The sequence below is a fragment of the Aliidiomarina celeris genome, assembly GCF_003316875.1.
Lineage (GTDB): Bacteria > Pseudomonadota > Gammaproteobacteria > Enterobacterales > Alteromonadaceae > Aliidiomarina > Aliidiomarina celeris.
Genome location: NZ_QMIL01000001.1, coordinates 142,079 through 164,089 on the forward strand (window position 1 = coordinate 142,079; position 22,011 = coordinate 164,089).

Annotated in this window: 24 protein-coding genes; 22 read left to right on the forward strand and 2 right to left on the reverse strand. The window is 48.5% G+C overall.

The window, feature by feature from the left end; all coding sequences use genetic code 11:
* Nucleotides 1-34: 34 nt before the first annotated feature.
* From cmk to DQW12_RS00665, 7 genes are all read left to right on the forward strand, one after another.
* Nucleotides 35-748, forward strand: coding sequence for a (d)CMP kinase (cmk, locus tag DQW12_RS00635; RefSeq protein ID WP_113906577.1), 714 nt, complete (start codon nucleotides 35-37; stop codon nucleotides 746-748).
* 152 nt (nucleotides 749-900) lie between these two features.
* On the forward strand, nucleotides 901-2,574 hold the full coding sequence (rpsA, locus tag DQW12_RS00640; protein ID WP_113905786.1) for a 30S ribosomal protein S1: 1,674 nt from the start codon (nucleotides 901-903) through the stop codon (nucleotides 2,572-2,574).
* Between the two features lie 42 nt (nucleotides 2,575-2,616).
* Nucleotides 2,617-2,901, forward strand: coding sequence for an integration host factor subunit beta (ihfB, locus tag DQW12_RS00645; RefSeq protein WP_113905787.1), 285 nt, complete (start codon nucleotides 2,617-2,619; stop codon nucleotides 2,899-2,901).
* Nucleotides 2,902-2,983: 82 nt separating this feature from the next.
* Entirely contained in the window at nucleotides 2,984-3,247 is a 264-nt protein-coding gene (locus DQW12_RS00650) for a lipopolysaccharide assembly protein LapA domain-containing protein (RefSeq protein WP_113905788.1), read from the forward strand.
* A 3-nt stretch (nucleotides 3,248-3,250) separates the two neighbouring features.
* Nucleotides 3,251-4,408: a lipopolysaccharide assembly protein LapB gene (gene lapB, locus DQW12_RS00655; RefSeq protein WP_113905789.1), complete on the forward strand. Its 1,158-nt coding sequence runs from the start codon at nucleotides 3,251-3,253 to the stop codon at nucleotides 4,406-4,408.
* Complete coding sequence (gene pyrF, locus DQW12_RS00660; protein WP_113905790.1) at nucleotides 4,408-5,103, forward strand: orotidine-5'-phosphate decarboxylase; 696 nt, start codon at nucleotides 4,408-4,410, stop codon at nucleotides 5,101-5,103. Before lapB ends, pyrF begins: the two co-directional genes overlap by 1 nt.
* A gap of 83 nt (nucleotides 5,104-5,186) precedes the next feature.
* Nucleotides 5,187-5,519, forward strand: a complete 333-nt coding sequence (locus tag DQW12_RS00665) for a ComEA family DNA-binding protein (protein ID WP_113905791.1) — start codon at nucleotides 5,187-5,189, stop codon at nucleotides 5,517-5,519.
* 66 nt (nucleotides 5,520-5,585) lie between these two features.
* Here the strand turns inward: DQW12_RS00665 and rne are convergent, their stop codons facing one another.
* Complete coding sequence (gene rne, locus DQW12_RS00670; RefSeq protein ID WP_113905792.1) at nucleotides 5,586-8,723, reverse strand: ribonuclease E; 3,138 nt, start codon at nucleotides 8,721-8,723, stop codon at nucleotides 5,586-5,588.
* A 449-nt stretch (nucleotides 8,724-9,172) separates the two neighbouring features.
* Here rne and rluC point away from each other — a divergent pair, with 449 nt between their 5' ends.
* Together rluC and DQW12_RS00680 are read left to right on the forward strand one after the other, a co-directional pair.
* Nucleotides 9,173-10,126 (forward strand): 23S rRNA pseudouridine(955/2504/2580) synthase RluC, encoded by a 954-nt coding sequence (gene rluC / locus DQW12_RS00675; RefSeq protein WP_113905793.1) that lies wholly within the window; start codon nucleotides 9,173-9,175, stop codon nucleotides 10,124-10,126.
* A 30-nt stretch (nucleotides 10,127-10,156) separates the two neighbouring features.
* Nucleotides 10,157-10,849 carry an HAD family hydrolase gene (locus tag DQW12_RS00680; protein ID WP_232819852.1) on the forward strand — a complete coding sequence of 231 codons (693 nt, stop codon included), beginning with the start codon at nucleotides 10,157-10,159 and terminating at the stop codon, nucleotides 10,847-10,849.
* Here the strand turns inward: DQW12_RS00680 and DQW12_RS00685 are convergent.
* The gene (locus tag DQW12_RS00685; RefSeq protein WP_113905794.1) at nucleotides 10,829-11,431 is read right to left on the reverse strand and encodes a Maf family protein; all 603 of its coding nucleotides are present in this window, start codon (nucleotides 11,429-11,431) and stop codon (nucleotides 10,829-10,831) included. The two genes, DQW12_RS00680 and DQW12_RS00685, sit on opposite strands and share 21 nt — an antisense overlap.
* A 105-nt stretch (nucleotides 11,432-11,536) precedes the next feature.
* Between DQW12_RS00685 and yceD the strand changes: the two genes are divergently transcribed.
* From yceD to DQW12_RS00750, 13 genes are all read left to right on the forward strand, one after another.
* Nucleotides 11,537-12,055: a 23S rRNA accumulation protein YceD gene (gene yceD, locus DQW12_RS00690; RefSeq protein WP_113905795.1), complete on the forward strand. Its 519-nt coding sequence runs from the start codon at nucleotides 11,537-11,539 to the stop codon at nucleotides 12,053-12,055.
* Between the two features lie 19 nt (nucleotides 12,056-12,074).
* Nucleotides 12,075-12,245: a 50S ribosomal protein L32 gene (gene rpmF, locus DQW12_RS00695; RefSeq protein WP_113905796.1), complete on the forward strand. Its 171-nt coding sequence runs from the start codon at nucleotides 12,075-12,077 to the stop codon at nucleotides 12,243-12,245.
* Nucleotides 12,246-12,250: 5 nt separating this feature from the next.
* Nucleotides 12,251-13,276, forward strand: a complete 1,026-nt coding sequence (gene plsX / locus DQW12_RS00700) for a phosphate acyltransferase PlsX (protein WP_113905797.1) — start codon at nucleotides 12,251-12,253, stop codon at nucleotides 13,274-13,276.
* Between the two features lie 42 nt (nucleotides 13,277-13,318).
* Nucleotides 13,319-14,278 carry a beta-ketoacyl-ACP synthase III gene (locus tag DQW12_RS00705; RefSeq protein ID WP_113905798.1) on the forward strand — a complete coding sequence of 320 codons (960 nt, stop codon included), beginning with the start codon at nucleotides 13,319-13,321 and terminating at the stop codon, nucleotides 14,276-14,278.
* A 48-nt stretch (nucleotides 14,279-14,326) separates the two neighbouring features.
* A complete protein-coding gene (gene fabD / locus DQW12_RS00710) occupies nucleotides 14,327-15,259 on the forward strand; it encodes an ACP S-malonyltransferase (RefSeq protein ID WP_113905799.1) in 933 nt (310 codons plus the stop codon).
* Between the two features lie 30 nt (nucleotides 15,260-15,289).
* On the forward strand, nucleotides 15,290-16,027 hold the full coding sequence (fabG, locus tag DQW12_RS00715; RefSeq protein ID WP_113905800.1) for a 3-oxoacyl-ACP reductase FabG: 738 nt from the start codon (nucleotides 15,290-15,292) through the stop codon (nucleotides 16,025-16,027).
* A 148-nt stretch (nucleotides 16,028-16,175) separates the two neighbouring features.
* On the forward strand, nucleotides 16,176-16,415 hold the full coding sequence (acpP, locus tag DQW12_RS00720) for an acyl carrier protein (protein WP_113905801.1): 240 nt from the start codon (nucleotides 16,176-16,178) through the stop codon (nucleotides 16,413-16,415).
* Between the two features lie 107 nt (nucleotides 16,416-16,522).
* Nucleotides 16,523-17,767 (forward strand): beta-ketoacyl-ACP synthase II, encoded by a 1,245-nt coding sequence (gene fabF / locus DQW12_RS00725; RefSeq protein WP_113905802.1) that lies wholly within the window; start codon nucleotides 16,523-16,525, stop codon nucleotides 17,765-17,767.
* Between the two features lie 17 nt (nucleotides 17,768-17,784).
* Nucleotides 17,785-18,591: an aminodeoxychorismate lyase gene (gene pabC, locus DQW12_RS00730; RefSeq protein WP_113905803.1), complete on the forward strand. Its 807-nt coding sequence runs from the start codon at nucleotides 17,785-17,787 to the stop codon at nucleotides 18,589-18,591.
* 8 nt (nucleotides 18,592-18,599) lie between these two features.
* Nucleotides 18,600-19,631 carry an endolytic transglycosylase MltG gene (gene mltG, locus DQW12_RS00735; protein WP_157957804.1) on the forward strand — a complete coding sequence of 344 codons (1,032 nt, stop codon included), beginning with the start codon at nucleotides 18,600-18,602 and terminating at the stop codon, nucleotides 19,629-19,631.
* Complete coding sequence (gene tmk, locus DQW12_RS00740) at nucleotides 19,631-20,251, forward strand: dTMP kinase (protein ID WP_113905805.1); 621 nt, start codon at nucleotides 19,631-19,633, stop codon at nucleotides 20,249-20,251. The genes mltG and tmk overlap by 1 nt, the downstream gene beginning before the upstream one ends.
* Nucleotides 20,239-21,180: a DNA polymerase III subunit delta' gene (locus DQW12_RS00745; RefSeq protein ID WP_113905806.1), complete on the forward strand. Its 942-nt coding sequence runs from the start codon at nucleotides 20,239-20,241 to the stop codon at nucleotides 21,178-21,180. The genes tmk and DQW12_RS00745 overlap by 13 nt, the downstream gene beginning before the upstream one ends.
* A gap of 2 nt (nucleotides 21,181-21,182) precedes the next feature.
* A complete protein-coding gene (locus DQW12_RS00750) occupies nucleotides 21,183-21,965 on the forward strand; it encodes a TatD family hydrolase (protein ID WP_113905807.1) in 783 nt (260 codons plus the stop codon).
* Nucleotides 21,966-22,011 lie beyond the last annotated feature (46 nt).

Sequence of the window (22,011 nt, forward strand, 5' to 3'; positions counted from 1 at the left end):
TTCAGCGCTTTTTAACTTGAGGTTTTTTATGTCTATGTCTGCATCAGAGCATGCAATTCAGGCGCCCGTAATTACTATTGACGGCCCTGGCGGTTCAGGAAAAGGCACCATAAGTCGCCTTGTGGCGGAAAAATTGGGGTGGCATTTACTCGACAGCGGCGCAATTTACCGAGTGCTTTCAGTGGCGGCAATGCATCACGACTTTTCTGCAGAAGACGAAGAAAGTCTGGTGGCGCTGGCCGCTGATCTTGATGTGGAATTCAGAATTAACGAAAACACGGGCAATACGCACGTTATTCTTGAAGGTGAAGACGTAACGGAAACCATTCGGCTTGAAAAAGTGGGGATGAATGCCTCGCGCATTGCCGCCTTACCACGTGTTCGAGAGGCTTTGCTACGCCGCCAACGCGGCTTTCGTCAATTACCCGGCTTGGTCGCCGACGGTCGCGACATGGGGACGGTGGTATTTACCGACGCGGAAGCAAAAATATTCCTTACTGCAAGCGCCGAAGAACGCGCCCAACGGCGTTTTCTGCAATTGCAGGAAAAGGGCATTGATGCTAATATGAGCAGTCTCATTGCAGAAATTAACGAACGCGATGAACGGGATTCAAATCGCTCCGTAGCACCGATGAAGGCTGCGGAGGGTTCATTATTGCTAGACTCAACGGGAAAGCCGATTGAGCAGGTATTGCAAGAAGTGCTTGAATTTGCACATGCAAAGCTCTCGGCAAAGGCGCTACGGTAGCCAATTTTGTTGCGTTCTAGAAAGGAAAATTGAACAGGCTAGCACCGCGCTAGTTGCTCAAGGGTCGACCACAGGATGTAGCCGATTAATTATAACAACCCCGCCGAGATGGAATTTAGGTGGATGTCTCAATTGAAACGAAGTTATCAAATATGACCGAAAATTTTGCTCAATTATTTGAGGAAAGCCTCAAAACAATCGAAACCCGCCCAGGTGCAATCGTAACCGGTACAGTTGTTGCGATCGAAAAAGGCTTGGTGCTTGTCGATGCTGGCCTGAAATCTGAAAGCGCTATTCCTGCAGAACAGTTCTTTAACGCTGAAGGCGTTTTAGAAATTGCTGTAGGCGACTCAGTAGAAGTAGCCCTCGATGCTGTAGAAGACGGTTTCGGTGAAACTATCCTTTCTCGCGAAAAAGCCAAACGCTTTGAAGCATGGATTCAGTTAGAAGCTGCATTCGAGAAAGAAGAAACTGTGAAAGGTATTATTAGCGGCAAAGTGAAAGGCGGCTTTACAGTTGACCTTAACGGTGTTCGTGCGTTCTTACCAGGTTCTTTGGTAGACGTTCGCCCAGTTCGCGATACCGCGCACTTAGAAAACCGTGATTTAGAATTCAAAGTGATCAAGCTTGATCAAAAACGCAATAACGTTGTTGTTTCTCGTCGTGCAGTTATCGAGAAAGAAAGCAGCGCAGAGCGTGAAGAGTTGCTTGAAAACTTACAAGAAGGCCAGGAAGTTACTGGTATCGTTAAAAACCTTACCGACTACGGTGCATTCGTAGATTTGGGTGGTGTAGACGGCCTTCTTCACATTACCGATATGGCGTGGAAGCGTGTTAAGCATCCGAGCGAAATCGTGAATGTTGGTGACGAGATCACCTGTAAAGTATTGAAATTTGACCGTGAGCGCACGCGTGTTTCTTTAGGCCTTAAGCAATTGGGCGAAGATCCGTGGAGCGATTTAGCGAACCGTTACCCAGAAGGCTCTACGCTTTCAGGTCGCGTAACCAACTTAACTGACTACGGTTGCTTTGTTGAGTTACAAGAAGGCGTTGAAGGTTTGGTTCACGTGTCTGAAATGGACTGGACGAACAAAAACGTTCATCCTTCAAAAATTGTTAACCTCGACGACACCGTTGAAGTTATGGTTCTTGAAATTGACGAAGAACGTCGTCGTATTTCTTTGGGTATCAAGCAGTGTAAACCTAACCCATGGGAAGAGTTTGCGAAAGGCTTCCAGAAAGGCGATAAAGTTAGCGGTAAGATCAAATCAATCACTGATTTCGGTATCTTCATCGGTCTTGACGGCAACATCGACGGTCTTGTTCACTTGTCAGACATCTCTTGGAACGCAACTGGCGAAGAAGCCGTTCGTGAATTCAAGAAAGGCGACGAAGTTGAAGCCGTTGTATTGCAAGTCGACGCAGAGCGCGAGCGCATTTCTTTAGGTATCAAGCAAATTTCTGAAGATCCAGTAAACAACTATCTGGCGTCTCACAAGAAGGGTGCTATTGTTACTGGTACTATCAAAGAAGTTGACGCTAAAGGTGCTGTTGTAGAATTGGCTGAAGGCGTTGAAGGTTATGTTCGCGTAGCTGATATCGCTCGTGAGCGTATTGAAGACGCATCAACAGTTCTTAAAGTAGGTGACAGCGTTGAAGCTCGCTTCATGGGTGTGGACCGTAAGAACCGCGTTGTTAGCTTGTCTATCAAAGCGAAAGACGAAGCGGAAGAGAAAGCTGCTCTTGATTCTGTAAATGCACAAGAAGAAAGTGGCATTAACAGCGCAATGGCAGAAGCGTTTAAAGCAGCTAAGTCTGACGATTAATTCGTAAGCCTGCGGCTGCTTGCAGAAAAGGAAACATCTGTTATGACCAAGTCAGAGCTGATTGAAGTACTCATGAGTAAACAGCCGCAAGTAACGCCAAAAGCGGTTGAGGCTGGTGTAAGAACCATTCTTGAATCGATGATTCAAGCATTGGCAACGGGTGACCGAATAGAGATTCGTGGTTTTGGTAGCTTTTCGCTGCATTACCGCAAACCTCGCATTGGCCGCAATCCGAAAACCGGCGAAAAAGTAGAGCTGAATGGTAAGTATGTTCCTCACTTTAAACCGGGTAAGGCGCTACGCGAACGTGTTGATCAATCGAGCTGAGTAAAGCGCTCGGAATCAAGAAAAGGCATGCTATACTGGCATGCCTTTTTTTATTGTTTATAGAGTGTGAAAAGGAATAGCCATGGTGCGTTTTCTGGTTTCGCTAATACCACTTATTATACTTTTCTTGTTAGCCGTGCTGTTTAGTTCACAAAATCAGGTTTTTGTTGCAGTGAATCTGTGGGTAGTTGAGCTTAATATAACCGTGGCTACTCTCGTGGCATGGGCGCTGGGCTTAGGCTTTACGGTAGGTATTCTCGCCTTCTCAGTAAGCTACTTTAGTTTGCGTTTACGCTATCGGCGGCTTCGCAAGGAACTCCTCCAACGCGTGAAGAGTGAGCGGTAAGCAATGTTGGAGTTGTTGTTCTTATTGTTACCCATTGCAGCCGCGTATGGCTGGTTTATGGGGCGCAATAGTGTTCGGCAAGAGCAACGAAAAGAACAGGAACAGTTTTCCAAGAACTATGTAGCGGGTATAAACCTGCTTTTGTCCGAGCAAAGCGATAAAGCAATCGATCTGTTTATTGACATTCTTGATGTCGACAGTGAAACCATTGAAACCCATTGGACCCTCGGCAAACTATTCCGCAAACGCGGTGAAGTAGAGCGGGCCATTCGGATACACCAAAACCTCATTGCACGACCTTCGTTAACTGAAAGCCAACGATACCAGGCTATGCTGGAGCTTGGGCGTGACTACATGGCCGCGGGGCTGTATGACCGTGCCGAGAAAATGTTACTAGAGCTCAGTGCACACAAACAGTATCGAGAAGAGAGCGATCAGCTTTTATTGCAGCTCTATGAGGCAACGAATGAGTGGGATAAAGCCATTAAAACGGCGTTGAAGGCCCGCCGGCATGATCCGCAAATGAGCGAAGTGATTGCCCAATTCTATTGTGAGCTCGCCGATTTACAAGAAACACCCGAGCAGGCCATTAAGTTTTATGACAAAGCACTGAAACACGACAAGATATGTGTGCGTGCGAGGCTCGCACAAGCACGTTGGTGGCTCGGCCAAAATGCACATGCCCGCGCGCTCGACTTTTTACTCCCCATCTTAGAAGACTCACCCGACTTTGCTTCAGAGGCTTTGCCGCTCATTGAACAAGGTTACTTAGCGTTATCTGACAAAAATGGCCTTATGAGCTGCTTACACGACGTAGTGATGAACCATCCGTGTGCAACAGCAGTTATAATGTTGGCAAATCATGTTGCAGAGCAGAATAATACTGACGACGCTGAACAGTTTATGCTTACCGCTCTACGCCGGAACCCGACCATGAAAGGTTTCCATAAGCTTATTGAACTGCATGTGAAAAACGCGCAACCGGGCCGGGAGCGTGACAGCCTTTCACTTTTGCGTTCCATTGTGGCGGATCAGTTGAAAGCGCGCGCAAAGTATCGGTGTAATCATTGCGGCTTTTCAGCACAAACATTGTATTGGCATTGCCCCTCATGCAAGTCGTGGGGCGATATGAAACCCACTCGAGGACTGGACGGAGAGTAATGAGCAAAATTGTTGTAGCCCTAGACTATTCCAACGCGCAAGACGCTTTAGCATTCGTAGACAAACTTTCCCCCCAATTGTGTCGGGTTAAAGTGGGGAAGGAACTATTTACTAAAGAAGGACCCGAGCTTGTAAAAGCGCTTGTGGCGCGCAAATTCGATGTATTCCTTGATCTTAAATTTCATGACATTCCCAATACAGTAGCTCAAGCAGTGAAAGCGGCCGCTGATCTCGGCGTTTGGATGGTCAATGTCCATGCCAGCGGTGGCGAACGGATGATGCGAGCAGCCCGAGCGGCATTAATGGAGTATGGCGAAAACGCACCCTTGCTGATCGCTGTAACTGTACTTACCAGCATGGGTGAAGAAGAGTTAGCCGCTACGGGGGTTACGCGTCCGCTTATGGAGCACGTGTTGTACTTAGCCCGCAGCGCGCAAAATTCGGGAATGGACGGTGTGGTTTGCTCAGCGCAAGAAGCAACCTTAATTCGCGGTGAGCTAGGGCCAGATTTTTCCCTTGTAACACCCGGCATTCGCCCAGTTGGCTCGTCCATTGACGATCAAACGCGCGTAATGACGCCGGTAGAAGCCATCAGAGCGGGAGCGTCGTACTTAGTGATGGGTCGACCTGTTCGTTTAGCAGAAGACCCAGCAGCGCTATTATCAGCAATAAACCAGCAAATTTCTGGATGCTAGCGAAGGAAATATTTGGCATACCTTTTATACTGTGAATCGTTGCATGGAATTGCAGCATTCCACAGTATAAAGGAGCATCAACTATGTTAAGAAAATCACTTCTGTTTGCCGCGCTTATTTCACCACTCGCGCTTGCTTGCCCGCCCGAAGTTCATGCGTCTGTACTCAATGCTGATCTTGAGGTTCAGGTTATGAATAATCAGGCAAATGTCGCTGAGCAAGAAACTGTCAATATTAATCAAGCTTCTGCAGAAGAGTTGGCGAAGGTATTAAAGGGCGTAGGGGTGTCGAGAGCACGCGCAATTATTGAGTTACGTGAGCGGCTTGGTGGCTTCACCGATATTGACCAGTTGCTTGAAGTTAGAGGCCTGGGCATTCGCATACTCAACCAAAATCGCGACAAAATTGTGCTTTAAGATGGGTACAAACAGAAAAGGAGGCCGAGCGGCCTCCTTTTTTTGATGGTAATAAAGAGCGTAAACTTAGCTTACTTGGCAGCGTGCCATTTCTGATTGGCTTTGCGTTGCCGGAGAAGACAAGCCTGCGACTTTAGCGCTCACCTGAACTTGCTGGCGAGCTTCAACCGCCATTGCCGTTAAGGCCACTGGCGAGTCGGTGCGTACGATAGCAGAGGCCTTTGCCATATCTGCAAACACTGCATTCTTGTATGGTGAAGCAGCGCTATGTGCTGTGATATCTCGCTTAGCTTCTGCTTTAACCTCGGCTTTTACTTCTGGCTCAACAGGAGTTTCAGTTGCAGCTTCGCTGTTATCGCGCTCAGAAAGTTCAGCAAATTCCACAGGCACAGCGCTTTCTTCTGTTGCTGGTAATTCTGTTGCTTGTGCTTCCGTAGCTTGTACTTTGCTTACTTCTGCTTCTACAGGCGCCGCTTCAGCGGGGGCCGGCGTTTCTTCACTGTTATCGCTCGTAGAGGCTTCGGCTTCTGCAGGAGCTGCTGTTTCCGTTGCTTCAACTTTTTCCGTAGGCGCAGTAGTGTCGTCTGTTACTTCCGTAGCTTGTACTTTACTTGCTTCTGCTTCTACAGGCGCCGCTTCAGCGGGGGCAGGAGTTTCTTCACTGCTATCGCTCGCAGAGGTTTCGGTTTCTACAGGCGCGGCTGTTTCCGTTGCTTCAGCTGTTTCCGTAGGCACAGTAGTGTCTTCTGTTACTTCCGTAGCTCGTACTTCGCTTGCTTCAGCTACTACAGGCGCCGCTTCAGTGGGTGCCGTTTCTTCGCTGCTATCGCTCGCAGAGGCTTCGGCCTTCACTGCAGGGGCGGCTGTTACCTCAGTTTCAGTGCTTGTTTCTGGCGCAGCAGCTTCATCTGAAGTCTCTACTTTTTTCCGTGTGTTACGAGTGCGGCGAGGGCGCTTTGGCTTCTCGTTCGGCGTAGCAGACTCCGTCGGCTCTGCTGTTTTTACCTGCTCAGGCTCTTGAGTAAGCGCTACTGGTTCTACCGCGGCGGCTTGTGCTTCACTTTCTATTGCCGCTAGGGTTTTACCCATACGTACAGATTGCTCTAGGTCGCGACGTTCACGACGTTCTTTTGGTATTTCAGGAGAAACAGCAGTAGCTTTGGAGTCTTCATCACGCAATTCCTTTGGACTCTCGTTACGTTCTTGACGCGAATCACTTGGTTTACGACGACGATTGCGACGATTCCGATTTTCGCTACTTTGCGGTCTTTCTGCACCTTGCTCATTCGAACCTGTATCCGTTCCTTTTCCTTCGACTTTTTGCTCAGCTGTTTCTTGGCGATTTCGCTGCTGCCCTGAACGGCCGTTACGGCGACCGCGCTGACGATTTTGACCGCCTCGGTTGCTACGATTGTTGTCGCGACCATTGTTCTGGCCTTTGTTGCTACGCTCTGTGTCTTTAGCTTTATTGGCTGAAGACTCTTCAGGTGCCGCTTCAACCGTAAACAAGCCTTTAAACCAAGCCGCTATTTTGCTCAGCATGCTGGGCTCGCTCTTCACTACAGGCTTAGGAGCTTGCGGAGCAACGGGAGCCGTTGCTTGTGGCGCTGCTTCTGGCGCTACCATTTGCTTTAGCACAGGCTCTTCAATGCTGCGCTCGATAGCGCCGGAGAACTCAACTTTCTGCTCTGGTGGAGCTTGCAACAACTGGAAGCTTTGCACGCTTTGCATTTCGTCGTGGCGAATGCGTGATACTTCAAAGTGTGGTGTGTCCAAATACGGGTTTGGAATAATTAAGATTTGCGCTTTTTCACGTTGTTCTATGGTTTGTAGCGACTTGCGCTTTTCATTGAGCAAATAAGTGGCAACAGGCACAGGAACCTGAGCCATAACTTGTGCAGTGTTGTCTTTCAGCGCTTCTTCTTCAATTAAACGCAGAATAGATAACGCGAGCGACTCATTACTCCGAATTGTGCCTTGACCGCTACAACGGGGGCAAACATGATTTGCCGACTCACCCAGGGAAGGGCGTAAACGTTGACGCGACATTTCAAGAAGACCAAAGCGTGATATACGAGTAACCTGCACACGGGCACGGTCTTGTTTTAGAGCGTCGCGTAAGCGGTTTTCAACTTCACGCTGATGCTTCATTGGCGTCATGTCAATAAAGTCGATGACTATCAGACCGCCAACGTCGCGTAAGCGTAATTGCCGCGCAATTTCATCGGCTGCTTCAAGGTTGGTTTGCAGCGCAGTTTCTTCAATATCTCCGCCTTTTGTTGCCTTGGCCGAGTTAATATCAATTGAGGTAAGTGCTTCGGTAGGGTCGATAGAAATAGAGCCACCAGAAGGTAACCGAACTTCGCGCTCAAATGCCGACTCAATTTGGCTTTCAATTTGGTAATGGTTAAACAGCGGCACATCGCCTTTGTAAAGCTTTGCGCGTTGCAAAAAATCCGGGCGAACAATTTTTATGTGTTCTTGGGTTTGTTTGTAAACCTGTTCATCGTCAATGAGGATCTCGCCGATGTCGCGACGCAAGTAGTCACGAATAGCGCGGAAAATAACGTTACTTTCTTGGTGAATTAAAATAGGAGCGGGGCGTGACGCCGCAGCTTCTTCAATTGCTTGCCAGTGATGAAGCAGTACGTTTAAGTCCCATGCCAGCTCTTCGCCAGATTTACCAACGCCAGCGGTGCGTACAATTAAACCCATGCCGTCGGGTACTTCTAAACCTGACATGGCTTCTTTCAGTTCGCTACGCTCTTCACCTTCTATACGGCGCGAAATGCCACCCGCTCGTGGGTTATTCGGCATTAAAACTAAGTAGCTGCCGGCCAGCGAGATAAAGGTGGTCAGTGCCGCACCTTTTTGGCCGCGCTCTTCTTTGTCGATTTGAACAATAACTTCTTGGCCTTCTTTTACCACGTCTTTAATGTTCGGGCGGCCGTTGAACTTATAGTCTTTAGGGAAATATGTTTTGGCTATTTCTTTGAGGGGGAGGAACCCGTGGCGGTCTGCACCATAGTCGACAAAGGCGGCTTCTAAACTCGGCTCTACCCGGGTTATTTTGCCTTTGTAAATGTTGGCTTTCTTTTGCTCATGACCGGGGCTTTCAATGTCGAGATCATATAAACGTTGACCGTCGACTAACGCAACACGGAGTTCTTCCTGCTGCGTGGCATTTATTAGCATTCTTTTCATAAATTGTGGCTCTTACTCATATAAGTACGCCACAACACCGCATAATCTAGCGGCTCTGTTCCGTCAACTGAAGCTATCGGCGCATTCGCTTACCAAGCGCAAATGCTCATAAAATCCACTAAACCGATAGCACAATATTCGTTTTGTCTGCTTTCTATTTTCTGAGTTCACGCCCCTTGGGCGAGAACTGGGCTACCCGTGTGCCAACATGATACAAACTGCGTTAGTGCCACGTGTAACTTTAAATTTCTGCTGAACCGAAACAGGCTCTTAGCCATGCCAGTGTTGTCGCGAGGTTGGAAATTCAACAGGCGGACCGTAGTCTACGCCTCGACCAAAATTGGTTCTGACAGGGTATTGTCGCATTAAAAGGGGCTTGCTTACAAGCTTTAAGTCGACTGTTAAAAAGCGTTCAAGCCCTTGAAATATCCGTGATACAATATCGAGCTATGACAGACTCAATACAAACAAAAGTACGCTTTACAACGGTTTCTGCCGACGAAGCAGGGCAACGGCTCGACAATTATCTTTTAGCGCGCTTGAAAGGTGTGCCAAAGAGTATGATTTATCGCATTGTTCGCAAGGGCGAAGTGCGGGTAAATAAAGGCCGAATAAAGCCAGACTATAAATTAAAGGAAAACGATCAGGTTCGTATTCCACCCGTACGCGTGTCTAAAGAAGACGCCTTACCGAACCCAAAGCTCGACCAAATTGCCATGCTAGAGTCGGTGATTTTGTATGAAGACGACATACTGATGGTTATTAATAAGCCTTCAGGTTTAGCTGTGCATGGCGGCTCCGGGCTTAAATTTGGACTCATCGAAGGGTTACGTAGCTTGCGCCCACAGCAAAAATTTTTAGAACTGGTGCACCGCCTCGACCGCGATACTTCGGGCGTTATACTGGTTGCGAAAAAGCGCTCGGCGTTACGTTCTTTGCATGAGCAATTGCGTATGAAAAGTATGGACAAGCGCTATGTGGCCCTAGTTGCAGGTAAGTGGCCAGCGAATAAAAAGAAAGTGAATGCGCCGTTACAGAAAAATACCTTGCAGTCGGGTGAACGGATGGTACGTGTTGACCCGAACGGTAAAGAGTCGCTCACCCGTTTTGAAGTGATTGAGCGCTTCGAAAATGCCACCTTAGTTGAAGCAGAGCCGGTAACAGGTCGCACACATCAAATTCGGGTTCATGCACAATATGCTGGCCATGCAATTGCCTGTGACGATAAATATGGCGAGGCTGCGTTTGACCACTACGCACAATCTTTGGGATTAAGCCGGTTGTTTTTACATGCTAGGTCACTTGCCTTTATTCACCCGCGAGAAGAGTCAACGTTGCGCATAGAAGCGCCGCTCGACAAGAATCTTGAACAAGTTCTAGCGCGTTTTCGCAGTCAGTCTTAGTGCAATAGAACAAGTTAAAGGGGGCTCCGAGTGTTACAAGCTGTGCAACAAAAGGATGTATTAATTTTTGATTGGGACGGAACCCTTATGGATTCCGTTCCCCGCATTGTTTCGTGCATGGAAAAAATGGCGCATGAAGCTGGTTTGGGCGTTCCATGCGAACAAGCAATACGCGATATTATTGGCTTAAGCTTACCCGTAGCGCTCGCTACATTGTTCGATTGCCACGACGAAGTGGAACAACAAGCGTTAATTGCCATTTATCGGCGTTATTATGTACATGAAGACGCTACTCCGAGCCCCTTGTTTGATGGTGTGATTGAGTTGCTAGAGCACGCAAAGCAAGCGGGTTACACGCTGGCAGTTGCCACAGGAAAAGCACGTGAAGGGTTAGAGCGCGCTTGGCAAGAAACCAACACGCGTCACTTTTTTTCGGCGTCTTGTTGTGCTTACGAGGCACCTTCGAAGCCCGATCCAACCATGTTGCAGCGAATTTTAGCTGATCTTAACCTGCCCCCTGAACGCGCCGTGATGATCGGTGACTCTAAATTCGACTTAAAAATGGCAAGAGCCGCCAATATTGAGCGCGTGGGAGTAACCTACGGTGTGCACAATGCCGACGTGCTGAGCGCAGAGGCGCCAGTTTTTTTAGCGCCGTCGGTTGCTACACTCGGTAACTTTCTTTTAAGTTCAACCCCGCGTTCAGCGTTGAGCATGGTGTAAAACGTTATAACCGTGTTTTGTGAGTAAATTGCACAGTTGAATAAGCGGTAACCCGACCAGTGTGGTTGGATCATCGCCTTGCATGGATTCAAACAAGCAAATGCCCAGCCCCTCACTTTTAAAGCTTCCCGCGCAGTTTAATGGCATCTCAAGCTCCACATAGCGTTGAATGTCAGCTGTGCTTAAGCACTTAAATTGCACGTAAAAAGGTTCCATTAAAGTAGTGCTTTTTCCGCTTTTTGAATTAAAAACAGACAAACCCGTATAAAAGGCAACACGTTGCCCTTGAAACTGCTTTAATTGGGCTACTGCTCGTTCTATTGTGTGCGGTTTGCCAAGAATTTGTCCATTGTGTACGGCCACTTGGTCGGAGCCGATAATTAAGTGCGAAGGAAATTGGCTTTGCAGTGCTTGCGCTTTCGCTTCTGCCAACCGACACACCAAGTTCTCTGGCGTTTCGTTGGGGATCGGGGTTTCGTCAATGGCAGGGTTCGCGCATTCAAATGGAATTGACAGCCGCTCAAGTAAAGTACGCCGAAAGGGAGAGCTGGAAGCGAGTACTACAGAAGTGGGGTTGGCCATAAAAAACTCAATTTAAGGGTAGGGAAGGCAAAAGTGTGCCATAACTTACCATTAAAGATAAATTCCTTTGACTCAAAGCCTTGCAACCAGTATCATTCGCGCGCTATGCAAAAGGTAAGAATACCGATTACGGTAGACCCGGTTCGCAGTGCAGGTAAAGGATTAAGTTTTGAAGGTGTTGTTCCTTCTGGCAATCTTAACCGACTGCAAGAGATGTTGCTCAGCCCGTGCAATGACCCAGAAGTTTTTGTGGTTTTTGACCGGGATGAACAGAACATCGTCTACTTTCGTGGTTCTGCGAAAGTAGACGTGTCGTTGACCTGTCAGCGCTGCAATGAACCGATGAGTGTGCTGGTAAACGCCGAGTTTCAGTATGCGCCGGTAAACAAAAAGGTGAAAGCCGAAGACCTGCCGGAATACTACGACGCTGCGGAAATGAACGAGCTCGGAGAAGTGAGTCTGCACGAAATTGTGGAAGACGAACTAATTATCGCGCTGCCGTTGGTCGCAATGCATACTGATGAGAATTGCGCAATTGATCGTAACACGATGACTTTTGGTGAACTGCCGCCTGAAGCGGAAAAGAAGAACCCATTCGCTGTGTTGCAAGAATTAAAGAAATAACGTTCAGGAGACCATTTCAATGGCTGTACAAAAAAGTAAGAAATCACGCTCTGCGCGTGGCATGCGTCGTTCACACGACTCGTTGAACGGTGCTGCATTGTCTGTAGACCAGACGAGCGGTGAAACGCATCGCCGTCACCACGTAACTGCTGACGGTTACTATAAAGGTAAGCAAGTTATCGTAAAATAAGGCTTATGAGCTCGCTCACTATTGCCTTAGATACAATGGGCGGTGACCGTGGTCCCTCTATTGTTGTTGCAGCGCTCGAACGAGCGCTGCAATCATTTCCGACGATCAACTTTTTATTGTTTGGCGACCAAGCCGAACTTCTTCCTCTACTCAAAAAACATCAACTCCTCAAGCACCCTCGAATTCAACTCGAACACACAAACGAAGTGATTGAAATGACTGATAAACCCGGTCAATGCATTCGTTCTAAACCAAAAGCGTCTATGCGTTTAGCGGTTGAAAGTGTGGCGGAAGAGCGCGCACAGGCCTGTGTGAGTGCAGGCAATACGGGTGCGTTGATGGCGCTGTCTTACCTAAAATTAAAAACCATAGCGGGTGTTATTCGGCCAGCGCTTGTTGCGCCGTTACCCAACCAAGACGAGTCGCAAAGTCTTTTACTCGACCTCGGCGCAAATCCAAGTTGTGACGCAGAGACCTTGTTTCAGTTTGGCGTTATGGGATCTGTTTTGGCAGAGGAAATTGGCGGCAAGGTTAATCCTCGCGTTGCGTTATTGAATATGGGCGTTGAAGAGATAAAAGGGCATGACACGGTGCGACAAGCGGCCGCTCTACTAAAAGCCTCCTCCCACGTAAACTACATTGGCTTTGTAGAAGGCAATGATATTTTTTCCGGTAAAGCCGACGTGATTGTATGCGACGGTTTCTCCGGTAATGTGGCGCTTAAAAGTTGTGAAGGCATGGCAAAACTGCTGTACGACAATTTTGAACGCACTTTTAAAGGCCATTGGTTCAGCCGCTTGTTAGCTTGGGTTTTGTACAAACGTTTTAAAAAATCTTGGCAATGGCTCAACCCCGACCAGTACAACGGTGCAACTCTGTTAGGATTGCGCGGAGTGGTTGTGAAGAGCCATGGTAATGCTTCGGCTCAGGGGTTTTACAGTGCCATTCGCCAAGCGGTGCGAGAGGCTCAAGAGCATTTACCTTCGCGTGTTCATAACCGAATCGAATCTGCTTTAATCGAGCACGATTAAAGTCTCCTAGCTGCCAAGGCTAGGATTTGGCCGAGGAGCAGCATGTTTTCACGAATTTCAGGGACTGGGCATTATTTGCCTGCTTATCGTTTAACCAACACCGAATTGGAAAGCCGAGTCGATACCTCTGATCAGTGGATTCGAGAGCGTACCGGTATTCGAGAGCGCCGTATTGCCGCCAGCAATGAAAACGTGGTGAGTATGGCCACGGCGGCCAGCCGTGAAGCATTAGCCGCCGCAGGTGTTCAGGCCGCGCAGCTTGATATGATTGTTGTTGCCACAACGTCTGCCGATAAAGCATTTCCAAGTGCAGCGTGTGAGGTTCAGGCAGAACTCGGTGCAACAAAAGCCGCCGCGTTTGATATTGCCGCAGCTTGTGCAGGGTTCATTTTTGCCATGAGTGTGGCCGATCAATATATAAAAACTGGTATGGCGCGCCACGTGTTGGTGGTGGGTGCCGACGTGTTATCTCGGCTCTGTAACCCTGAAGATCGCAACACCATTGTGCTCTTTGGCGACGGAGCAGGGGCGGCAGTGCTATCTGCCAGTGATCAAGCTGGCGTGCTGTCAACCCACATTTATTGCGCGGGTGAATATGCCAGTTTACTGGGTGCCGACTTGCCAGGCCGCAATGCCGACCCAATTACCGAGCAAGCCTGGTTGTACATGAAGGGCAACGAAGTTTTTCGAGTTGCGGTGCAAAAGCTGTCAGAGTTAGTGCAAGACACCTTAAAGCAGCACAACCTCAAACCTGACCAGTTAGATTGGCTGGTGCCCCATCAAGCGAATTATCGTATTATTCAAGCCACCGCAAAAAAATTAAAAATGCCGATTGAGCAGGTTGTACTTACGCTTGAATATACCGGCAATACGTCGGCGGCGTCGGTGCCCATTGCGCTTGACGTTGCCATTCGCGACGGTCGCATTCAACGCGGGCAACGGCTGTTACTCGAAGCTTTTGGCGGTGGTTTTGCGTGGGGCTCAGCTCTTGTAGTGTATTAAAGGCAAGTTCTCATTCAGACAACAAAAGAAGAAACTGAAGGATTAAGTATGAGTAAGTATGCATTTGTTTTTCCGGGCCAAGGATCACAAGCGGTTGGCATGCTAGCCGACGTTGCAGAGCAGTTTAGTGTGGTACGAGAAACCTTCGCGGAAGCGAGCGAAGTGTTAGGGTACGACTTGTGGAGTGTGGTGAGTAACGACGCAGATAACCGGTTGAACCAAACAGAGGTTACGCAGCCTGCAATTTTAACGGCTAGCGTCGCTTTATTTAGAAGCTTAAAAGGCCCAAGCCCGGCAGTATTCGCTGGCCATAGCCTTGGCGAATATTCTGCGTTGGTGTGTGCCGGCGCTTTGAAATTTACCGACGCGGTGCGCCTTGTTGAACTTCGTGGGCGAGCAATGCAGGCTGCGGTGCCAGCAGGTACGGGCGCAATGGCCGCGGTCATTGGCTTAGAGGACGCGGCAATTGAACTCGCCTGTAAAGAAGCCGCAGGGCAAGAAGTAGTGGCTCCCGTGAACTATAACTCGCCTGGCCAAGTGGTGATTGCCGGTCATAAAGCAGCCGTTGAACGTGCGGCTGAAGCCTGTAAAGCAGCAGGCGCAAAACGGGTGTTGCCGTTACCTGTGAGTGTGCCTTCGCATTGCGCGCTTATGCAACCCGCTGCAAAAGAGCTTGCAGCAGCGCTTGCCAGTATCGATATTCAAGTACCAAATGTACCGGTAATTCATAATGTAAACGTAAATGTAGCAACGCAGGTGAATGATATTCGCCAAGCCTTGGTGGAACAATTGTATTCACCGGTGCGTTGGACTGAAACCGTTCAACGCATGGGGCAAGACGGCATTGAGACCTTGTATGAAGTAGGTCCGGGGAAAGTGTTAACGGGGTTAACCAAGCGCATTAACAAGGCGCTTAACGGCCAAGCACTGGGTGATGCTGCCAGTGTAGCGAGCTTTAACGAAACCTCAAACGTTGAATAATAAATACTGAGAGAGTGTAGAGAGTACATAATGAGTGAGTTAACAGGACAAATTGCAGTAGTAACCGGTGCAAGCCGAGGAATTGGTCGCGCTATCGCGGAAGCTCTTGTTGCTAAAGGGGCTTTTGTGGTTGGAACCGCAACCAGTGAGCAAGGCGCCAGCGCCATTAGCGACTACTTAGGCAGCGCGGGTAAGGGCTTGTGTTTGAATGTAACTGGAGAAGGCGCAATCGACGAATTTATTGCACAAGTACAAAATGATCACGGTGCTATTGATATTCTCGTGAATAACGCCGGCATTACCCGCGACAACTTGCTTATGCGAATGAAAGACGACGAATGGAACGACGTTATCAATACGAACTTAACGGCAGTATTTAAGCTTTGCAAAGCGGTTATGCGCGGTATGATGAAAAAGCGTAACGGCCGGATTGTGAATATTGGCTCGGTGGTTGGAACTACTGGAAACCCAGGGCAAGCAAATTATTGTGCAGCGAAAGCGGGGTTAATTGGGTTTACCAAGTCATTGGCACAAGAAATTGCCTCCCGTGGTGTGACTGTAAATGCCGTGTCGCCGGGTTTTATTGATACAGACATGACAAGATCGTTAACAGAGGACCAAAAGCAGCGAATTTTTGATACTATTCCGGCAGCGCGCTTAGGTAAGCCAGAAGAAATTGCAGCAGCGGTGGCTTTTTTAGTGTCGCCAGGCGCTGCATACGTTACAGGCGAAACCATTCATGTGAACGGTGGCATGAATATGGCGTAAAGATTCGCGAATGTGCACGAAAATTCGGCACTTTTGCACCGGTGTGAGGTCTTACCTCGCAAGAATTCGAAATTTTTACTTTAATCGTGCGGTCGGTTTGACTACACTAGCCGCAAATTTAAACATGATACCTAATTGAGGGATCCTAATGAGTACTATCGAAGAACGCGTTAAAAAAATTATTATTGAGCAACTTGGTGTGAAAGAAGAAGAAGTAAAACCTGAAGCTTCTTTTGAAAACGATCTGGGTGCAGACTCGCTGGATACCGTTGAATTAGTAATGGCTCTTGAAGAAGAGTTTGAAACTGAAATTCCAGACGAAGAAGCTGAAAAAATCCGTACTGTTCAAGCTGCAATTGACTACGTGACAGCGCACTCTGAAGAGTAATAGCGAATAGATTGAAAAGGGCGGAATTGAAAAATTCCGCCCTTTTTTTTGTGGTCTTTGTAACCGCCTACTGCGTACAATGAGGGAATTTAAAAGAGGGCTTAGTAATGAGTAAACGCCGCGTTGTGGTTACCGGATTAGGCATGGTGACCCCGAATGGTTTAAATGTAAGTAGCACTTGGAAAAGTATTCTTGCAGGAGAGTCTGGTGTTGGCTTCATTGACCATTTCGACACAACAGATTATGCAACACATTTTGCAGCTTTAGTGAAAGAGTTCAACGCCAACGACTATATGCCGGCGAAAGAAGCTCGCAAAATGGACACCTTTATTCAATACGGTGTGGTTGCTGCCATGGAAGCCATTGAGCACAGTGGCCTAACCATTACGGATGCCAATCGTGATCGTATTGGAGTGATGGTGAGTTCAGGGATTGGTGGTCTGCGTGGTATTGAAGAAAATCATGAAAAATTACTGAATGGCGGGCCGCGTAAGGTTTCTCCCTTTTTTGTCCCCTCGTCGATTATTAATATGATCAGCGGTCAGATTTCCATGATGTATGGTCTTACCGGCCCAAATATGGCGATTGTGACGGCTTGTACAAGTGGCGTACATAATATCGGTCAAGCCGCCCGCGTAATTGCTTATGGCGACGCCGACATTATGATTGCAGGCGGAGCGGAAAAAGCGTCAACACCGTTGGGCATTGCCGGCTTTAACGCTGCGCGCGCGCTCTCAACACGAAACGATAATCCACAAGCGGCGAGTCGCCCTTGGGATAAAAACCGCGACGGTTTTGTATTAGGCGACGGCGCGGGTGTTGTGGTGCTCGAGTCTTATGAATCAGCAAAAGCACGTGGCGCTACTATTTTGGCCGAGCTTGCGGGTTTTGGTATGAGTGCCGATGCGTTTCACATGACCTCTCCGCCTGAAAATGGTGAAGGCGCGGCAGCTGCGATGAAAAATGCACTAAAAGATGCGAATGCAAGCGAACAGGCAATTCACTACATCAATGCTCACGGAACATCAACGCCGGCTGGCGATATTGCCGAGACACGCGCTATTAAGTCGGTTTTCGGCAAAAAAGCCGATCAGGTAGCCATAAGCTCTACGAAATCCATGACTGGCCACCTTTTGGGTGCAGCGGGAGCTGTGGAGGCTATTTTCACTATTTTAGCAATACGCGATCAAGTTGTACCGCCAACGATTAACCTCGACCAGCCCGACACCGAATGTGATCTTGACTATGTGCCACACCGAGCGCGCCAGCAAATCGTGGATGCAGCGTTGTGTAATTCTTTTGGTTTTGGTGGTACCAACGGTAGCTTGTTGTTTACGCGGTTTACAGGGTAAAAAAAGGCGCCAAGTGCATGCAAGTATGGGTGAACGGTAAAGCAGATGGATTAATTCCAGCGACAGATCGTGGTTTGTTGTATGGCGATGGCTTCTTTACCACGGTATGTATTAGCAACCATAACGCCGAAAATTGGGCTTGGCATTGGCGGCGTATTGAGCGCTGTGCGAGCACATTGAGTTTGCCACTGCAATCACTGACCAGCAAAGGGTTAAAGCAAGAGATTGAACAAGCGGCAGCGCGCTGCTTTTCGAGTGGTCATGCGGGGGTTAGAATTACCTTAACGCGGGGTAGTGGAGGGCAGGGCTATACACCACCTGAGCGGGTAGAAACACGGCTTATAGTGAGTTGCTTTGCAGTTCCCCAATACTACCCGCAATGGCGCGAGCAGGGCGTTCATTTAGGTGTGGCAAGCAACAGGCTGGCGCCGCAAATGACCGCTTTGGTAGGCCTGAAAACTTTAAACAGGCTCGAGCAAGTGGTGTTAAAGCAGGAGTTGACAGCTTCGAATTGGCAAGATTTGGTTGTGTTAGAGCAAAGCGGTTATGTTGCTGAAACCACGGCAGCGAATCTCTTTTGGCGCCGCAAACAGCAATGGTTTACGCCAAAATTATCGCGAACAGGAGTACACGGCAGCATGCGCGCTATGTTACTAGCGCTTAATCCTAGCATACAGTTAGGCGACTATCGGCTTGAACATGTGTACGAGGCCGATGAAGCGTTTATATGTAATGCGCTGTTAGGTTGTGCCCCTGTTCGTAGTATTGATAAGCTAACGTTTCCTGCTTTTGGTGCATTTCGTGGTTTAGTATTAAAGGAGTGAAAGTACGGGTGTTGAAATGGATTCTGGGCGTTCTCGTTGGGCTCGTTACCGTCGGTTTCGCGGCGTTATTTGCGTTATACTTGTGGTTTAATCACTGGTTCAATAGCCCATCTAGCCTTACGTTGGCACAAGCGCCTGTGCTTGTTGAAATTCCACGCGGAAGTCATAGCCGTTCGGTGAGTCGTTTATTATTGGCGCAAGGGATTGTTTCCAAGCACTTATTTATAAACGAAACCACCCTGTATTGGAGTGCGCGATTGTTTGGGGGCGCAGGAAACCTGCAAGCGGGGGTGTACCAAGTAAAGCCTGAAGATTCATTACAGAGCTTGTGGCAGCGAATGAATAACGGTGAACAGCATTTCTTCTCCATTACCTTTGCTGAAGGGCTTAATTTTAGTGAATGGCGAGCACTTGTGGCCGAGCATCCTCGATTACGCCAAGAATGGGCGGACTTAACACCTGAACAAATCATTGAGCAGTTGGCGTCGGACACAAACTACAGTTTGCCCGAAGGCCTCTTGTTTCCCGACACCTATCGTTTTTATGCGGGCACCACCGACCGCCAGATTTATCAACAGGCATTTCGTCGCATGGAAGCCGTACTGCTAGAACTTTGGCAACAACGGGCTGATGACATTCCGCTCGACAGCCCTTATGAAGCATTAGTGCTTGCCTCTATTGTTGAAAAAGAAACAGGGGCAGCGCACGAGCGCGGAAAAGTGGCGTCGGTCTTTGTAAACCGTTTAAATTCGGGCATGCGGTTACAGTCGGACCCAACTATTGTGTACGGTCTCGGAGAGCGATACAGGGGCGTTATTTATCGGTCTGATATTCAAGAAACTACTCCGTATAATACATACCGAATTAACGGTCTACCGCCAACTCCAATAGCAATGCCAGGAAAAGACGCCATTGCGGCTACCTTAAATCCTGAACACACCGACTATTATTACTTTGTGAGCCGTAATGACGGCACTCATATATTTTCCCGCACCTTGGCAGAACATAATCGCGCGGTGCAAACTTACCAGAGAAACTAATGAAACCAGCTTTTATTGTTGTAGAAGGACTCGAAGGCGCCGGTAAAAGCACCGTGTTGAGTGTGATTACGGATTGGCTCGCACAACGCCAGTTGCCGTTTATTAGTGTTCGCGAGCCGGGTGGCACCCCCTTAGCCGAGTCGTTAAGAACGTTAATAAAACAAGAGTGGCAAGAGCATGTGCATGCAGAAACCGAGTTGCTGATTATGTACGCTGCACGCAATCAACTGGTACATGAAGTGATTCAGCCTGCCTTAGCACAACAGCAATGGGTTGTGGGTGATCGGCACGATCTGTCATCTCGCGCGTACCAAGGCGGTGGTCGAGAATTAAACGACGAGATGCTGCAAACGTTGGGAGCGATGACGCTGAAAGGCTTTAAACCCGATTTAACGCTCTACTTGGATATTGAGCCGGAACTTGGGCTCACGCGCGCGCGCTCGCGCGGAGCGCTCGACCGGATTGAACGTGAGGCGTTGTCATTTTTCCAGCGTACCCGCGCTCGCTACCAAGCTTTAGCCGCTGCCGACCCGAATATTGTTACCCTAGATGCGAGCCAAACACCCGAGCAGGTGAAAGCTGAAGTGCTTGCAATATTGGAGCAGCAATGGCCGAGTTAACCTTTCCGTGGTTGCGCCCGCTTTGGAAGCAATGGGCTATGGCAAGAACGAACCAAGGTTTACCGCACGCACTTGGATTGGCGTGGGAGCCACAAGCCGGCAGTGAAGTTTTGCTCGACGCTCTGGTGGCTTGGTTATTGTGTTTAGAGCAGGGCAATAGTGCTTGTGGGCATTGCAAGAGTTGCTTGTTACACCAAGCTGGCAACCATCCCGACTATGTATTGATAGCCCCTGAAGACGGGAAAAAAATTGGTATTGATCGTATTCGCGCACTGCAAGATAAAGTATGGCAGCGAGCGAATCAGTCTGGTGCTACCGTTGTTGTGATTCAGCAGGCAGAAATGATGACCGAAGCAGCAGCGAACGGATTATTAAAAACGCTAGAAGAGCCGCCACAAGACAATTATTTAATTCTATGCCCAGAGCGGTTTAGTCGATTGATACCCACGGTACGCAGCCGTTTAACGATTTACAATATGCCGCGCCCTAGCTTGAACGAAATTGAAAATTGGCTACGCCAATACGCTGGACAAACAGTAACTGACCCCGCTTTGTTAAGTGAAGCGCAACGTAAACCGCTTAGCGTTTTGGAGCAGTTAAAAGGCGGAACGGTTGAGCAAGAGCCTTTATTACCTTTACTTGCAGGTGAAGCCTTTAAGGCGCCCGAGAAAGCACCTGAGCAGCTTGCATGGATTGATCAAGCCTTAGAAAGCTTGGTGTATGCGCAACGCGTAGCCTTGTTGAACCAAGAGCCAAGCAATGACCTTGATGCAAAATGGCATCAATGCTTGCGGCAAAATCCGGCGATGGCTGAGAAACTATCGCTCTGGTATGCACGGCTACTGGCAATTAAAGAGCAGGTTCAAGGGTCTGGCATTAATGGTAAGATAGTGCTTGAACAGTTTGTATTTAGTTTATTACAGGAGTAGTCATGCAGTTTGTTGACTCCCATTGCCACCTCGACAAGATAAAAGCCACTCAAAACGAGGGTATTGAACCTGTGCTAGCGCGAGCAACAGCCGCTGGCGTGGAGCATATTCTTTGCATTGGCGTTACGCTCGAAGATTATCCACAAATGAGAAAAATTGTGGGTGATCGAGAGAATGTGAGTTTTTCTTGTGGCGTGCACCCGCTCTATATGAAAGAGCAGACCTACAACGCTGAACAGTTGCGCACTCTAGTGGCGGATAAAAGTGTAGTGGCCGTTGGTGAAACAGGGCTTGATTATTACTACGACAAAGAACAACACAAGGCGCAACAAGAAAGTTTTGCGTCGCACATTGAAATTGCCTGTGAAGTAAACAAACCCTTAATTATTCACACCCGAGATGCGCACCAAGATACTATTGGTATGTTAAAAGAAGGCGGTGTTGAACGCTGTGGTGGTGTTTTACATTGTTTTACCGAGTCGCTTCAAATGGCACGTGAAGCCATAGAGCTTGGGTTCTATATTTCTATTTCGGGCATCGCAACTTTTCGCAATGCCGAAGAGCTTCGCCAGGTTGTTCGTCAGTTACCTATAGAGCGTATTTTAATTGAAACCGACGCACCCTGGCTGGCGCCCGTGCCACATCGTGGTAAAGAAAATGAGCCGGCTTATGTGGTTGAGGTTGCACGCTGTGTTGCGGCTTTGCAGGGGGTGTCTGTGGAGCGGGTTGCGGAGCAAACCCGTGATAACTTTTATACACTTTTTTCTGGCGCACGGAAGACGTAAAAAAAGAAAAAGCTCGGAACCAAGGGAAGTGTTCCGAGCTCAGGGG

Excerpts from the sequence above, each read along its gene's own strand:
- DQW12_RS00665 (WP_113905791.1), top strand. The coding sequence starts at position 5,187 with ATGTTAAGAAAATCACTTCTGTTTGCCGCGCTTATTTCACCACTCGCG.
- cmk (WP_113906577.1), top strand. The coding sequence starts at position 35 with ATGTCTGCATCAGAGCATGCAATTCAGGCGCCCGTAATTACTATTGAC.
- rpmF (WP_113905796.1), top strand. The coding sequence starts at position 12,075 with ATGGCTGTACAAAAAAGTAAGAAATCACGCTCTGCGCGTGGCATGCGT.
- rluC (WP_113905793.1), top strand. The coding sequence starts at position 9,173 with ATGACAGACTCAATACAAACAAAAGTACGCTTTACAACGGTTTCTGCC.
- fabG (WP_113905800.1), top strand. The coding sequence starts at position 15,290 with ATGAGTGAGTTAACAGGACAAATTGCAGTAGTAACCGGTGCAAGCCGA.
- yceD (WP_113905795.1), top strand. The coding sequence starts at position 11,537 with ATGCAAAAGGTAAGAATACCGATTACGGTAGACCCGGTTCGCAGTGCA.
- rpsA (WP_113905786.1), top strand. The coding sequence starts at position 901 with ATGACCGAAAATTTTGCTCAATTATTTGAGGAAAGCCTCAAAACAATC.
- fabD (WP_113905799.1), top strand. The coding sequence starts at position 14,327 with ATGAGTAAGTATGCATTTGTTTTTCCGGGCCAAGGATCACAAGCGGTT.
- DQW12_RS00750 (WP_113905807.1), top strand. The coding sequence starts at position 21,183 with ATGCAGTTTGTTGACTCCCATTGCCACCTCGACAAGATAAAAGCCACT.
- lapB (WP_113905789.1), top strand. The coding sequence starts at position 3,251 with ATGTTGGAGTTGTTGTTCTTATTGTTACCCATTGCAGCCGCGTATGGC.
- ihfB (WP_113905787.1), top strand. The coding sequence starts at position 2,617 with ATGACCAAGTCAGAGCTGATTGAAGTACTCATGAGTAAACAGCCGCAA.
- DQW12_RS00685 (WP_113905794.1), bottom strand. The coding sequence starts at position 11,431 with ATGGCCAACCCCACTTCTGTAGTACTCGCTTCCAGCTCTCCCTTTCGG.
- plsX (WP_113905797.1), top strand. The coding sequence starts at position 12,251 with ATGAGCTCGCTCACTATTGCCTTAGATACAATGGGCGGTGACCGTGGT.
- fabF (WP_113905802.1), top strand. The coding sequence starts at position 16,523 with ATGAGTAAACGCCGCGTTGTGGTTACCGGATTAGGCATGGTGACCCCG.
- rne (WP_113905792.1), bottom strand. The coding sequence starts at position 8,723 with ATGAAAAGAATGCTAATAAATGCCACGCAGCAGGAAGAACTCCGTGTT.
- DQW12_RS00650 (WP_113905788.1), top strand. The coding sequence starts at position 2,984 with ATGGTGCGTTTTCTGGTTTCGCTAATACCACTTATTATACTTTTCTTG.
- DQW12_RS00745 (WP_113905806.1), top strand. The coding sequence starts at position 20,239 with ATGGCCGAGTTAACCTTTCCGTGGTTGCGCCCGCTTTGGAAGCAATGG.
- pyrF (WP_113905790.1), top strand. The coding sequence starts at position 4,408 with ATGAGCAAAATTGTTGTAGCCCTAGACTATTCCAACGCGCAAGACGCT.
- pabC (WP_113905803.1), top strand. The coding sequence starts at position 17,785 with ATGCAAGTATGGGTGAACGGTAAAGCAGATGGATTAATTCCAGCGACA.
- DQW12_RS00705 (WP_113905798.1), top strand. The coding sequence starts at position 13,319 with ATGTTTTCACGAATTTCAGGGACTGGGCATTATTTGCCTGCTTATCGT.
- acpP (WP_113905801.1), top strand. The coding sequence starts at position 16,176 with ATGAGTACTATCGAAGAACGCGTTAAAAAAATTATTATTGAGCAACTT.
- tmk (WP_113905805.1), top strand. The coding sequence starts at position 19,631 with ATGAAACCAGCTTTTATTGTTGTAGAAGGACTCGAAGGCGCCGGTAAA.